The organism is Streptomyces sp. Root1310 (assembly GCF_001426425.1).
Classification (GTDB): Bacteria; Actinomycetota; Actinomycetes; order Streptomycetales; family Streptomycetaceae; genus Streptomyces.
The window spans coordinates 498,801-511,845 of the sequence record NZ_LMEQ01000031.1 but is presented as its reverse complement, the minus strand read 5'-3'; the positions used below and the strand labels follow the sequence as shown (position 1 = coordinate 511,845).

Annotated in this window: 10 protein-coding genes; 2 read left to right on the top strand and 8 right to left on the bottom strand. The window is 72.5% G+C overall.

The annotated features are described in order from the left end of the window. Positions 1 to 28: 28 nt before the first annotated feature. From ASD48_RS32955 to xylB, 7 genes are all read right to left on the bottom strand, one after another. Complete coding sequence (locus ASD48_RS32955) at positions 29 to 1,879, bottom strand: lasso peptide isopeptide bond-forming cyclase (protein WP_057605464.1); 1,851 nt, start codon at positions 1,877 to 1,879, stop codon at positions 29 to 31. 26 nt (positions 1,880 to 1,905) lie between these two features. Then, positions 1,906 to 2,016 (bottom strand): keywimysin-related RiPP, encoded by a 111-nt coding sequence (locus ASD48_RS43860; protein WP_019759430.1) that lies wholly within the window; start codon positions 2,014 to 2,016, stop codon positions 1,906 to 1,908. 509 nt (positions 2,017 to 2,525) lie between these two features. Continuing rightward, complete coding sequence (locus ASD48_RS32950; RefSeq protein WP_057605463.1) at positions 2,526 to 4,049, bottom strand: aldehyde dehydrogenase family protein; 1,524 nt, start codon at positions 4,047 to 4,049, stop codon at positions 2,526 to 2,528. 294 nt (positions 4,050 to 4,343) lie between these two features. Beyond that, positions 4,344 to 5,612 (bottom strand): helix-turn-helix domain-containing protein, encoded by a 1,269-nt coding sequence (locus ASD48_RS32945; RefSeq protein ID WP_057605462.1) that lies wholly within the window; start codon positions 5,610 to 5,612, stop codon positions 4,344 to 4,346. Between the two features lie 188 nt (positions 5,613 to 5,800). Next, complete coding sequence (locus ASD48_RS32940; RefSeq protein WP_057605461.1) at positions 5,801 to 6,400, bottom strand: N-acetylmuramoyl-L-alanine amidase; 600 nt, start codon at positions 6,398 to 6,400, stop codon at positions 5,801 to 5,803. Positions 6,401 to 6,805: 405 nt separating this feature from the next. Further along, entirely contained in the window at positions 6,806 to 8,014 is a 1,209-nt protein-coding gene (locus ASD48_RS32935) for an ROK family transcriptional regulator (protein ID WP_057605460.1), read from the bottom strand. A gap of 22 nt (positions 8,015 to 8,036) precedes the next feature. Continuing rightward, complete coding sequence (xylB, locus tag ASD48_RS32930) at positions 8,037 to 9,482, bottom strand: xylulokinase (protein ID WP_057605459.1); 1,446 nt, start codon at positions 9,480 to 9,482, stop codon at positions 8,037 to 8,039. A gap of 140 nt (positions 9,483 to 9,622) precedes the next feature. Between xylB and xylA the strand changes: the two genes are divergently transcribed. Both xylA and ASD48_RS42760 read left to right on the top strand, forming a co-directional pair. Beyond that, the gene (gene xylA, locus ASD48_RS32925; protein ID WP_057605458.1) at positions 9,623 to 10,789 is read left to right on the top strand and encodes a xylose isomerase; all 1,167 of its coding nucleotides are present in this window, start codon (positions 9,623 to 9,625) and stop codon (positions 10,787 to 10,789) included. A gap of 264 nt (positions 10,790 to 11,053) precedes the next feature. Further along, the gene (locus ASD48_RS42760; protein WP_199876074.1) at positions 11,054 to 11,512 is read left to right on the top strand and encodes a hypothetical protein; all 459 of its coding nucleotides are present in this window, start codon (positions 11,054 to 11,056) and stop codon (positions 11,510 to 11,512) included. Between the two features lie 58 nt (positions 11,513 to 11,570). On the opposite strand, the gene ASD48_RS32915 is transcribed toward ASD48_RS42760, so the two are convergent. Next, the gene (locus tag ASD48_RS32915; protein ID WP_057605457.1) at positions 11,571 to 12,914 is read right to left on the bottom strand and encodes an esterase-like activity of phytase family protein; all 1,344 of its coding nucleotides are present in this window, start codon (positions 12,912 to 12,914) and stop codon (positions 11,571 to 11,573) included. Positions 12,915 to 13,045: the final 131 nt, after the last annotated feature.

Sequence of the window (13,045 nt, the reverse complement as noted above, 5' to 3'; positions counted from 1 at the left end):
TGAGGGCCTTTCTGACGTAGGGATGTGATCAGAGGTGGGGGACACGGGTGTGGCTGCCGGAGATGCCCCGCAGCCACACCTCGGCGGCGATCGTGGAGTAGAGGATGGCGTCGGACAATCCCGGAGAGGCGGGCCGCCGGGCGAGGCGGCGGAGTTCGGCGGCGTCCACCAGACCCAGCTCCTCCAGCCGCGAGTCCTCCCACAGGGCCAGCAGGTCCGCGCGGTGTTCGCGAAGCCCGTTGGAGGCGTCCATGGAGGCCGTGGCCTTCGTGGACCGCCGCAGGCACGCCTCGGGCACGATCCCGCGCATCGCGGCGCCCAGGACGGGCTTGTACGTCCAGGGCGTGACCCGCTCGCTCGGGCGTACGGCGAGACACGCCTCGATGACGCGGTCGTCGAGGAAGGGAGAGGCCATCGGCAGACCGGCGCGGGCCGCCATCCGGTCCCACTGGCGGATGACGCGGGTGCACGAGCGGATCTGCTCCAGGTCGCTGTGCATGCCACGGTCCGGATGCAGCGGCGAGATGCTCGCCGCGGCCGCGTGCAGTGCCCGGCGGGCCATGTGTTCGGCCTCGGGAGTCACCCAGTCGAACAGGCGCGGAGCCATGCCCCAGCCGAGACCCGTCGCGACGGACGGGGGCAACGGACCGCGCAGGCGGCCGGCGGCGTCGGCGAGCCACTTCCCGTACGACCGGGAGTCGGCGAGCGCGTGGGCCGTGCCGCCGAGCGGCCACTGCCACAGCGCCCGGAACCCGCGCAACTGCCGCACGGCGAACAGCGGTCGGGTACGCAGCAGTCGGTGGTAGTAGGCCTCGGAGCACCATGCCACGTGGTCGCCGCCGATGCCGGTCAGGTGCAGACGGCTGCCGCGCGAGGCGAGGCCGGGCAGATGGTGCAGGACCCGGGATCGGTCCATGACGCCGATGGTCGGCTCGTCGAGGAGGTCGTCGATGCCGAGCAGGTCCTCGTAGACCAGCGGCGACGCGTCGGCGTCCCAGACCACGTGCTCGACGTCCGGGAGGTGCCCCATCGCCTGCTCGGCCCAGTGCAGGTCGGTGTCCGCCGGATCGCGTCCCGGCCAGGTACTGGCCACCACGCGGGCGGGGGAGCGGTCGGCGAGGAAACAGACGGAGGTCGAGTCCAGGCCGCCGGACAGATCGCAGCTGACCACGCCGCCCTGCCGGGTACGGGCGCCGACGGCCTCCTCCAGTGCCCTTCGGATCAGAGGCGCCGCTTCGGCAAGCGGTCGGACCGGCTCCGGCGGCGTCCACCATCGGGTGTGCCGCGCGGTGCGCCCGTCCGCGGTGACGACCACGGCGTCCTGCGGGGGCACGGCGGTGACCGCACGCCACAGGGATGTCTCGAACAGCGGATACGGGGCGGGCCACAGCAGCCTCACGGCCAGCTCCTCGACGTCGGGGTCTAGGCCCAGGACGGCGGCGAGCGTGTCGGCACGGGTGGCGGCCACCCGCAGGCCATCGATCTCCGCGTGGAAGACGAGTCGCAGTCCGGAGGCGGTGCCCTGGACCCTGACCTGCCCGTCGAGGGCGCCGACGAGGTGGAAGCTGCCCGGAAGGGACCGGGCCAGCGCGTCGAGCTCCGTGAGATCACGCAACCGTGCGGCTCGGCGCCGTAGTTCGTCGGCGGTGACAGGGCAGCAGCCGACCACGGCGAGGGCGGCGCCGCCCGCGTTCCCCGTGACGACCTCGTCGTCGTGCCAGTGGCCGACCAGCCAGGGCCGGCCCGACGCGTGCGTGAGGGTCCGGCTTCCGGGAAGGGCGAAGGAGCGGGCCGCGGCGGCCGCGTCCGCACGGTCGGTGAAGACCGCGAAGTGCGCGTCGCCGGGGCCCGTCCCCGCACTTTCGTGCAGTTCAGTCATGACGTCGGGTCAAGGACCGTCGGTCGTCAGTTCTTGCTCAGGATCAGCCGGTCGTTGCCGGAGCGTCCCAGGAGCCCGGTCTCCTTCCGGAAGCTGCCGAGTCGGACGAGCGTCGGAGCCTCGTATGCCTTCTTCATGACCACTCCTCACGTACGGGTTTCCCGACCACCTCCGTGAGTGACGGCCCCGGGACTTTCCGGTGTGCTGTCGATCTGCCCTGGGCTCATCGGGAACCCGGGCCAGGAAGTGGACGCAGCACCTAGCTAGCTGCAGACCGTGAGCCCAGGGCAAGAGCGTCTACAGAGTTCAGCTAATATGGAGAATTCGCATTCCTCGGAGTGCGCGCCCGCTCCCTGTCATTGCTTTTGCCACCGCATTGTTTCGAGCGTCGGGTATGCGCTTGTTCAAAGAAGCGTTTTGACCTGAGTCCCGGCAGATGCCTGCCGTTCCTCTCGGAGCGCGCCCGACGGCGGCCACGGGCAGCGCCGCCCGGCGCACTCCTCGCTCCTGGACGTGCGCCGCTTCCCGTCGCTCCATCGCCGTCGGCGAGTCCGGAGCGGGCCGGCGACATGCCGAGGAAGACGGGGAGGGAAACCTCCAGGCGCTTGCCGCCGACCCTCGCCGAGGCGGGATTACCCTCGGGGCTCTAGAAGAAGCCCAGCTTCTTCGGTGAGTAGCTCACCAGCAGGTTCTTCGTCTGCTGGTAGTGCTCCAGCATCATCTTGTGCGTCTCGCGGCCGATGCCCGACTGCTTGTACCCGCCGAAGGCGGCGTGCGCCGGGTACGCGTGGTAGCAGTTCGTCCAGACGCGGCCGGCCTGGATCGCCCGGCCCGCGCGGTAGGCCGTGTTGATGTCCCGCGTCCACACTCCGGCCCCGAGGCCGTACGACGTGTCGTTGGCGATTTTGACGGCGTCGTCGAAATCGTCGAACGAGGCCACCGAGACGACCGGACCGAAGATCTCCTCCTGGAAGATCCGCATACGGTTGTCACCCTCGAAGATCGTCGGCTGGACGTAGTAGCCGCCCTTCAACTCGCCGTCGTACTCCGCGCGTTCGCCGCCGGTGAGGATCTTCGCGCCCTCCTTCCGGCCGATGTCGATGTAGGAGAGGATCTTCGCGAGCTGGTCGCCGGACGCCTGTGCGCCGATCATCGTGTCCGTGTCGAGGGGGTGGCCGGGCTTGATGAGCTCGGTGCGGGCGACGGCCGCCTGAAGGAAGTCGCCGTAGTTGCCGCGCTGGATCAGCCCGCGCGACGGGCAGGTGCAGACCTCGCCCTGGTTCAGGGCGAACATGGTGAAGCCTTCGAGGGCCTTGTCGCGAAGGTCGTCGTCCTTCTCCCACACGTCGTCGAAGAAGATGTTCGGTGACTTGCCGCCGAGCTCCAGGGTGACCGGCTTCAGGTGTTCCGCCGCGTACTGCATGATCAGCCGGCCCGTGGACGTCTCGCCCGTGAACGCGACCTTCGCCACCCGCGGGCTGGACGCCAGCGGCTTGCCCGCCTCCGGCCCGAAGCCGTTGACGATGTTCACCACGCCCGGCGGGAGCAGGTCCGCGACCAGGCTCATCCAGTAGTGCAGCGAGGCCGGGGTCTGTTCGGCGGGCTTGATGACCACCGTGTTGCCCGCGGCGAGGGCCGGCGCGAGCTTCCAGGTGGCCATCAGGATCGGGAAGTTCCACGGGATGATCTGGGCGACGACGCCGAGCGGCTCGTGGAAGTGGTACGCCACCGTGTCGTCGTCGACCTCGCTGAGCGATCCCTCCTGGGCCCGCACCGCGCCGGCGAAGTAGCGGAAGTGGTCGATGGCCAGCGGGATGTCCGCCGCCAGCGTCTCACGGACGGGTTTGCCGTTCTCCCAGCTCTCCGCGACCGCCAGGGGCTCCAGATGCGCCTCCATGCGGTCGGCGATCTTCAGCAGGATGTCGGAGCGCTCGGTCGCCGAGGTGCGGCCCCAGCCGGGCGCTGCCGCGTGCGCCGCGTCGAGCGCCAGCTCCACGTCCTCCTCCGTACCGCGCGCCACCTCGGTGAACGTCTCGCCGTTGACCGGGGACGGGTTGTCGAAGTACTGCCCCCGGGCCGGCGGCACGTACGCGCCGCCGATGTAGTGGTCGTACCGCGTCTGGTAGGAGACGATCGCGCCCTCGGTGCCTGGCGCCGCGTAACGGGTCATCCTGCTCTGCCTCCCTCAGCAGCGCTGCCCGCCGTTGGGCAGCTCTCCGCGGGAGGCTAGGCAGGCTGACGTTGCATCCACGTTGCGCTGCCCGCCGGGCCGCCTTGTCCACCGACACCGTGTCCACCGACACCGTGTCCACCGACACCGTGTCCACCGACGCTCTGCCTGCCGACGCCTCGGCTGCGCCATGTCCTGCTTGCCGACGCCTCGGCTGCGCCACGTCCTGCCTGCCGACGTCACGGCCGGCACGTCCTGCGGGCCGACGCCTCGGCTGAGGTCGCCTCGCCCGGCCTACGGGTGCGGCCATCCGGTCGGCGCCGTCAGCTCCGACTCGAGGGACGCGAGGCGAGCCCGTATCGCGGCCGTCGGGCGGGCCGCCGCGAGCGCCCGCCACACGTCGAGGTCGTCCTCGCCCCACGGGGCGTGCGCCCAGTCCGCCAGCAGATCGGGATCGCCGCGCGCGATCAGCGCGGCGCGCAGACCCTCGGCGAGACGGCTTCTGAGCCGTGCCACCGCCGGTGCCTGCGACGACGGCAGCGGCGGCCCGGTGTACGCCGTCGCGGCGGCCGTGACCGCGCCTGCCGCCAGCCTTCGTTCGACGACGGCGACGTCCGACTCGCAGGCGACGGTGAGCCGGTAGGGGCGCGAGGCCAGCAGCCCGGGGCCGAGCACCCCGCGCAGCCGGGCGAGTTCGGCCCGCAGTGTCACCGGTGGGACCGACTCGTCCTCGTACAGCGCGCACAGCAGCTCGTCGCCCGTCAGGCCTTCGGGGCGGCGGGCCAGCAGCACCAGGATCTCGCTGTGCCGACGGCTCAGTCTGAGGTCACGTCCGCCGGTGACCAGACGCGCCTCGTCCCGGCCCAGCACGGTCAGCCGCGGTGCGTCGACGGCGGGCCGCTCCGGGGCGAGCAGCGCCAGGTGGGCCTCCGCGGCCCGCGCGACCGCCTGGACGAAGGCCAGGCTGTGCGGATGGGCCAGGCCGTCCCCGCCCGTGATGTCCACGGCACCCAGCACCCGCCCGGTCCGCGGATCGTGCACCGGGGCGGCGGCGCACGTCCACGGCTGCACCCGCCGGATGAAGTGCTCGGCCGCGAACACCTGCACCGGCCGGTCCAGGGCGACCGCGGTGCCGGGCGCGTTCGTCCCTACCGCGCTCTCCGCCCATCGCGCACCCGGTACGAAGTTCATCCGCCCCGCCTGGCGCCGGGTCGCCGCGTGCCCCTCGACCCACAACAGCCTGCCGTGCGCGTCGCACACCGCCAGCAGATGCTCACCGTCGGCCGCGAACGTGCCCATCAGTTCACGGAACAACGGCATCACCCGCGCCAGCGGATGCTCGGACCGGTAGGAGCCGAGATCGCCGTCGGTCAGCTCGACGCTCGCCGCGCCGTCGGGACCGACGCCGGCCCGGGCGGAACGCCGCCAGGAGTCGGCCACGACGGAGCGCACCGGCCGCGGCACGGTGCCCGCCTCGGCGAACGTCTCATGCGCCCGGCGCAGCACCCGCACGCGCTCGGCGGGGTCGGCGCCCGGTTCGAGGGCCACCCAGGGATCGGTCAACTCGTCCTCCCGGAAGGGGATACGGCTGGGGACATCGTCACGCCGGGTACGCGGACCGACAACCGTTTGGACGACGTCACTCCGAACGCGACGATCCGCTTGCGGTCCGGACGGCGGTCCGGACGGCGGTCCGGATGGAGTTCCGGAGGGCGGTCCGGAGGGCGGTCCGGTCCGCGGTCCGGTTCGGTTCAGGCGCGGGAGACGAGTCTCAGGTAGCGGCTCCAGTCCCAGTTCGGACCGGGATCGGTGTGATCGGTGCCCGGCACCTCGTAGTGGCCGATGATGTGCGCGCGGTCCTTCGGGATGCCGTACCGGTCGCAGACCGATGCCGTCAGCCGGGCGGACCCTTCGTAGAGGGCGTCGGTGAACCAGACGGGTCTGTCGACCCAGCCCTCGTGCTCGATACCGATGCTGCGGGTGTTGTAACCCCAGTTCCCCGAGTGCCAGGCGATGTCCGACTCGCGCACGCACTGCGCCACATGACCGTCCACGGAGCGCACGACGTAGTGGGCGGACACCCTCTTGCGCGGGTTCTGAAAGACGGTCAGGGCTTTGGCGTAGAGGGTCTGCGTGACATGGATGACGACGCGGTCGACGGGATGGCCGAGAGGGCGGTTCGCGGCCGTGCGGTTGGCGGCGGCCGCGGGCTGCCACTCGGCGCGCGGGTAGTCGACGCTCCGGGTCCGGGCGCCCGCCGGTGCGTCGGGCAGCAGCACGTAGGGAACGGCGGCCAGGGCGGCGCCCTTCAGGATCCGTCGTCGTCCGGGGAGGGATTTCGCTCGTTCCACAGAGGTGTCGCCTTTCGGGGTCTCGGACGTCCGGCGGGCGGCACCGGAGCGCGTACGGGGCGGCGGTCGATCCGGTACGCGTCCGACTCGCCGAACCCGTGATCCCGTACCGGCCGGGCACTGCCGTCACCGCACGGCGGCCGTGTCCCGGAGGCATTACGCTACGGCGCCGACCGGTCGGTCAGGAGGACACGCCGGGCTTCGGTGGACGAGTGCGCGATTGTGGACAACTCGCTCACCCGAACGGGGAGTTCCGGCCCCCGTCACATCGGCACCCCGGCCGAGGTGAGCGCGGATGCCGGCCTGTGACGCGACCGGTGAGCCCGGCGGAGGCGCCGGATCCGACGCCTGCGAGGCTCACGCCTCCCGGTCCCGGACCGGCGGTCCGGCCCACGGCCCGTCGGCTCAGGCCCGCTCCGCCACTGCCGCGGGATCGTCCAGCACGGCCCGCACCACCGAGTGCGCGGCCCCCAGCAACGGGCCCTCGGGGCCCAGCCGGGAGACGGACACCGCACGGGCGGGGCCCGCCGTACGCCGGGAGAGCTCGGCCTCGAGCGACGGCAGCAGCCACGGCGCGAGCCCGGCCAGGGCGCCACCGAGCACGACGCCCTCCGGGTCCAGGAGATTGAGCGCCCCCGTGAGCGCGATACCGAGGGCCGTTCCCGCCTCGCGCAGCGCCCGCCGTACGTCCGGGTCGCCGTCCGCTGCGCGTCCCGCGAGGAGTCCGACGCGGTCCTCGCCCGGTTCCAGCCCGGCCGCCCGCAGCACCGCCTCCTCGCCGGCGTACTGCTCCAGACATCCGCGCCCTCCGCACCCGCACTCCGGTCCGTCGGGGTGCACCGGCACATGGCCCAGCTCACCGGCGAAGCCGCGGGTGCCGCGCAGCAGGCTGCCGTCCACGACCAGCGCGGCACCGATGCCGATCTCCGCCGACACGTGCAGGAAGTTCTCCGGAGTGTCCGCGCCGAGCCAGAGTTCGGCCAGCCCGCCGAAGTTGGCCTCGTTGTCCACGGTCAGCGGGAACTGCCCGGGCAGCAGCGCGCCGAGGTCGACGTCCTGCCAGTCGAGGTTGGGCGCGCGGACGACGGTACGGGCGTCGCGGGCGACCAGGCCGGGGACGGCCACGGCGAGTCCGGCCGGCCACAGCCCCTCGCGTTCGGCCTCGGCGACCACCTGGCGCACGAGGCCGGTCAGTTCCTCGACCACCGGCTCGGGGGAGCGGCCCCGGTTCGTGCCGTGCCGTACGGCGCGTGCCCGCACCTCCCCGCGCAGGTCGACGGCGCAGGCCACCAGGTGGTCGACGCCGATCTCGGCACCTATGCCCGCCGGACCGTGCCCGCTGACCGCCAGTGCCGAGCCGGGGCGGCCCACCCGGCCCGGCCGCTCGGGGCCCAGCTCCTCGATCAGTCCGGTGCGTATGAGTTCGTCGACGAGGGTCGAGACCGCGGCCCGGGTCAGGCCGATGCGTGAGGCCACCGCAGCGCGCGAGAGGGGTCCCTCGGCCCTGACGGCGTGCATCACCCGGGCCAGGTTGCGGCGGCGCATGCCCTGCTGGGTGTCGGGCAGTGCGCGCCCCGGGCCGGTCGGCCGGGCCTCGTGCAGCGGTGCGGTCATGCCTCCGTCGATTCGTCGATGCTCAGTGGGCGCCCGTGCTCCGGTCCAGCAGCGGGGCCGCGTCGGAGAGTACCCCGGCGATCCTCGCGAGCGTCGCCTCGTCCCGCTCGACCGCGTCGAGCACCGGACCCCGGGTGGTGTTCCAGCGGCGGGCGACGGCCGCCGGGTCCTCGCCGGTCAGCAGGCCCGCCGCCTGGGCCGCGGCCCCCAGCGCGACGAGTTCCCTGGCCTCGGGCACCTGGACCGGCCGCCCGGACAGCCGGCGCACGGTCTCCTGCCAGGCCCTGCCCCGGGCGCCGCCGCCGATCAGCAGCAGGGGCGCCGAGCGGTCCGCGTCCTCGTCGAGGACCAGGTCGAGCGCGCCGAGCAGGGAGTGCACGGCGCCGTCGTAGGCGGCCTGGAGCAGCTGGCCCGCGGTCGTGTCGTGGCGCAGACCGTGCAGGAGGCCCGAGGCGTTGGGCAGGTTGGGGGTGCGTTCGCCGTCCAGGTAGGGCAGCAGCGTGAGGTCCGCGGCGGGTTCCACGGCCTCGCGGTCCAGGCCCAGCAGGGCGGCGACGCGGTCGACGGCGAGCGTGCAGTTCAGGGTGCAGGCCAGGGGCAGCCAGTCGCCGTGCGCGTCGGCGAACCCGGCCACGGTGCCGGTGGGGTCGGTGGGGCGGCGCTTGGCGACCGCGTACACCGTGCCCGAGGTGCCGAGGCTCAGCACGGGCGTGCCGGGGAGCAGCCCGAGGCCCAGGGCCGCCGCCGCGTTGTCCCCGGTGCCCGGGGCGACCAGGGTGCCCTTGGCGAAGGGCAGGTCGTGACTGTCGCGTACGGTGCCCGCCACTTCTCCGCGCCGCACCACGCGGGGCAGCAGCGCCGGGTCGAGTCCCACGTGGGCGAGGATCTCCGCGTCGTACGACTCGGTCGCGGAGGCCCACCAGCCGGTGCCGGAGGCGTCACCGCGGTCGGTGGTGCCCTCACCCGTGAGGCGCTCGGTGAGGTAGTCGTGGGGGAGGCGTACGGCCTTCGTGGCGCGCAGGGCCTCCGGCTCGTGCTCGGCCAGCCAGGCCCACTTCGTGACCGTGAAGGACGCGGCCGGCACGGACCCGGTGCGTTCCGCCCAGAACTTCGCTCCGCCCAGTTCCTCGGTCAGCCGACGTGCCTGCGGGGCCGAGCGCACGTCGTTCCACAGCAGCGCCGGACGCACCGGCTCGCCGCGCTCGTCCAGTGTGACGAGCCCGTGCTGCTGCCCGCCGACCGAGACCGCGGCGGCCTCGCGGGCCGCGTCACCGCACTGGTGCAGGGCCTCGCGCAGGGCGTCCCACCACTGGCGGGGGTCGCTCTCGCGGCCGGCGCCCGAGGTCACCGTGTGCGGTGCCTGGCCGCTCGCGACGACCTGGCCGGTGGCCGCGTCGACGACCAGCGCCTTGGTGGACTGGGTGGACGTGTCCACGCCGACGACGAGCGGACCCTCGGCTGCTGACATCGGGTTCTCCCTCAAGTTTTTCCGCGGCTCTGCGGGATCTGTCTTCCCAGAGATGCGTTCGCATACTAATTTGTAAACTGCCATGACGAAATAGCTCGCGACACAGTCAGCGACACAGTCTTCAAGCAAGGAGCCGCGGTATGAGCTACCAGCCCACCCCCGACGACAGGTTCACCTTCGGCCTCTGGACCGTCGGCTGGCAGGGACGGGACCCGTTCGGCGACGCCACGCGGCGTGCCCTGGACCCGGTCGAGTCGGTGCAGCGCCTGGCCGAGCTGGGTGCCTACGGTGTGACCTTCCACGACGACGACCTGATCCCCTTCGGGTCCTCCGAGAGCGAGCGCGAGGAGCACATCAAGCGCTTCCGCCAGGCCCTGGACACCACCGGCATGACCGTGCCCATGGCCACCACCAACCTCTTCACGCACCCCGTCTTCAAGGACGGCGCGTTCACGGCGAACGACCGTGACGTGCGTCGCTACGCCCTGCGCAAGACGATCCGCAACATCGATCTGGCCGTCGAGCTCGGCGCGAAGATCTACGTCGCCTGGGGCGGACGTGAGGGCGCGGAGTCCGGTGCCGCCAAGGACGTACGGGTGGCCCTCGACCGCATGAAGGAGGCCTTCGACCTCCTCGGCGAGTACGTGACCTCCCAGGGCTACGACCTGAAGTTCGCCATCGAGCCCAAGCCGAACGAGCCGCGCGGCGACATCCTGCTCCCCACCGTCGGCCACGCCCTGGCCTTCATCGAGCGCCTGGAGCGCCCGGAGCTGTACGGCGTGAACCCGGAGGTCGGCCACGAGCAGATGGCCGGGCTGAACTTCCCGCACGGCATCGCCCAGGCGCTGTGGGCGGACAAGCTCTTCCACATCGACCTCAACGGCCAGTCCGGCATCAAGTACGACCAGGACCTGCGCTTCGGCGCCGGCGATCTGCGCTCCGCGTTCTGGCTGGTCGACCTGCTGGAGAGCGCCGGGTACGCGGGCCCGAAGCACTTCGACTTCAAGCCGCCGCGCACCGAGGACCTCGACGGTGTGTGGGCCTCGGCCGCCGGCTGCATGCGCAACTACCTGATCCTGAAGGAGCGCGCGCTCGCCTTCCGCGGCGACCCGGAGGTCCAGGAGGCCCTGCGCGCCTCGCGCCTGGACGAGCTCGCCCAGGCCACCGCGCCCGACGGCCTGGACAGCCTGCTCGCCGACCGCACCGCCTTCGAGGACTTCGACGCCGAGACGGCCGCCGCCCGTGGCATGGCGTTCGAGCACCTCGACCAGCTCGCCATGGACCACCTCCTGGGCGCCCGGGGCTGAACCGGCACGCACGCGTGTGTGCACTGGTGAGCGTGCACACGCGCGTGCCGTCGAACGCCCGGTTCCGCTCGGTCTCCGCTCGGTCTCCGTTCGGTCGTCGTGCGGTCGTCGCTCGGTCGTCGTGCGGGCCTCCGCGCGTTGCTCGCCCGGCTTCGAGCTGTCTCCGCGCGGAATACGCCGGAATCATGCGGTCCATGGCATGAGTCGGTATCAACTTCCCTGCGGGGCTCGCGCCGCGAGCGGTTCACCGCGACGCTGGACGGTATGGCCATGCCGCCCGTACCGCCCCAACCGCCCGGACCGCCGGGCGACATGCCGCCTCCGGGCGGCTTCGGACCGCCGCGTTCCGGCTACGGACCCGATGACGGGACGGGCGGGGGCGGCTGGTCGCCGCCACCGTCGGGTCCGCCGGGCGGGTCCGGAAGGCGGCGGAATCCCCTCTTCGTCGTCCTCGCGCTGCTCGTCACCGCCGGAGCCGTGGTCGCCGTCGTGCTGATGAGAGGCGACGATTCGCCGGCCGACGAGCCGGACGTCGGCAACAGCACCGGTGCCACTCCCGCGCCGTCCTTCAGTCTTCCGGTCGAGCTGCCCAGCGGCCTGCCGACCGAACTGCCGTCGCGGCTTCCCACCCGACTGCCGAGCCGACTGCCGACCGCGTTGCCCAGCGACCTGCCGAGCGATCTCGAGTCGTTGTTGCCGTCCCTGGAGGAGCTGCTGCCCTAGTGGTCACGCGCGCGTGGCCGCCGCACACCGCCACGCGCGCGTGCCGAGGGGCCGTCGCTCACACGCCGCGCGGCAGCCGCACGTAGGTGACCGTCGTCTCGATGCCGCTGTCGACGAGCCGGCCCTGCGCGTCGAACGCTCCGGTGCCGTCCGTCATCCCGAAGTCGTTGTCGTTGACGAGGGCCAGCGTGTCGTGGTCCACGAGGGCGACGCCCTCGATCTTCCCCGGTACCCCGGCGACCGTGCCGAGATCGACGGCCAGTCGCTTCGCCAGCACCGGGACTCCCGAGGCCGTGGGTTCGTCCAGCTGCTCCAGCGACGGGGACGTCGTGTCGTCGTCCCAGCGGCCGCCGAGGATGTTCGCCGCCCGGCTCAGCCGTACCAGGTGCAGCCGCGCGGCCTTGTCGGTGCGCTCCTCCACGAGCAGCCGGTCGCCACCCACGGCGACCAGCGAGGAGATCTTGAGCTCGGAGGTGTCGTCCTCGCTCGGGTCGACCACGTCGACCGGGTCGAAGCGGTACGCGTACTCGGCGGTGACGGCCTTCTTCTTCGGTGAGAAGCGCAGCAGACGCGTGGTCCGCGAGCCCTCTCCCGCGTCCGTGTCCGGAAGCGACAGCGGGCTCTGCACCGCCAGGACGAGGTCACCGCCGGGGAGTTGGGCCAACCCCTCGAAACCGCGGTTGATCTTGCGGTGCAGCAGGACGGCGGGCAGCGCCTCCACCACGGGGTAGTCCGTGCCCGTGAGCCTGAGCCCCCGCGGCACGTAACGCGTCAGCACCCTCCCGCGCGCGGAGACGTGCGCCAGCGAGGGCCCGTACTCGTCGACGAGCCAGAAACTCCCGTCCGCCGCCCGCACGATGCCCTCGGTGTCCAGCCCGTCCGGGTTGTACGCCAGCGGCGTCTGCGCGTCGTAGGAGTAGGGGGCCTCGTCGCGCCCCGCCTGGTTCGACAGGCCCGTCACGGGCTTCCCCGAGCTCGTGGTGACCGGGATCGCCTGGAGCACCTTCACCGTGTCCCCGGCGACCCGGATCCGCACGATCGCCGGGTCGAACCCGGGCACGGGGAACGTACGGCGCTTGGCGCCGCCCACCTTGATCTGTCCGTTGGGACCGCGGTCGGTGACCGTCCAGAACTCGCCCTTGCGGCCCGCCGGATAGATGTCGCTGCCGATGCCGCCGAGGTCCACGCCCCGGTCGTCGGCCACCGTGCCGGGCAGCAGCGCGTCACTGAACGTCCCGAGCGGGATGTCGCCGAGCGTCGCGGTCCGTGTGACGTGCGCCTGCGGGGCCGGAGTGCCCGCGGCGGCCGGTTCGGCGGTGGCGAGCGCGGCCAGCACGGCGAGCGGTACGCCCGCCGCCACGGAACGATGGACGCGGCGCCGACCGGCGGCATGCGGGGACATCAGGCCTCCTGAGGAGAAGATGCGACAAGTTCGCTGACAGCGGCCAGGGTTGGGGCACGCGCCGAACGCCGTACAACCTCCGGATGAACAGCGGGCGTCGGCCGACCGTCGGGCCGACGCCCCGAGCGCCG

Coding starts and splice junctions, on each gene's coding strand:
- ASD48_RS32950 (WP_057605463.1), bottom strand. CDS start 4,049: ATGACCCGTTACGCGGCGCCAGGCACCGAGGGCGCGATCGTCTCCTAC.
- ASD48_RS42760 (WP_199876074.1), top strand. CDS start 11,054: ATGGCCATGCCGCCCGTACCGCCCCAACCGCCCGGACCGCCGGGCGAC.
- ASD48_RS43860 (WP_019759430.1), bottom strand. CDS start 2,016: ATGAAGAAGGCATACGAGGCTCCGACGCTCGTCCGACTCGGCAGCTTC.
- ASD48_RS32915 (WP_057605457.1), bottom strand. CDS start 12,914: ATGTCCCCGCATGCCGCCGGTCGGCGCCGCGTCCATCGTTCCGTGGCG.
- xylB (WP_057605459.1), bottom strand. CDS start 9,482: ATGTCAGCAGCCGAGGGTCCGCTCGTCGTCGGCGTGGACACGTCCACC.
- xylA (WP_057605458.1), top strand. CDS start 9,623: ATGAGCTACCAGCCCACCCCCGACGACAGGTTCACCTTCGGCCTCTGG.
- ASD48_RS32955 (WP_057605464.1), bottom strand. CDS start 1,879: ATGACTGAACTGCACGAAAGTGCGGGGACGGGCCCCGGCGACGCGCAC.
- ASD48_RS32935 (WP_057605460.1), bottom strand. CDS start 8,014: ATGACCGCACCGCTGCACGAGGCCCGGCCGACCGGCCCGGGGCGCGCA.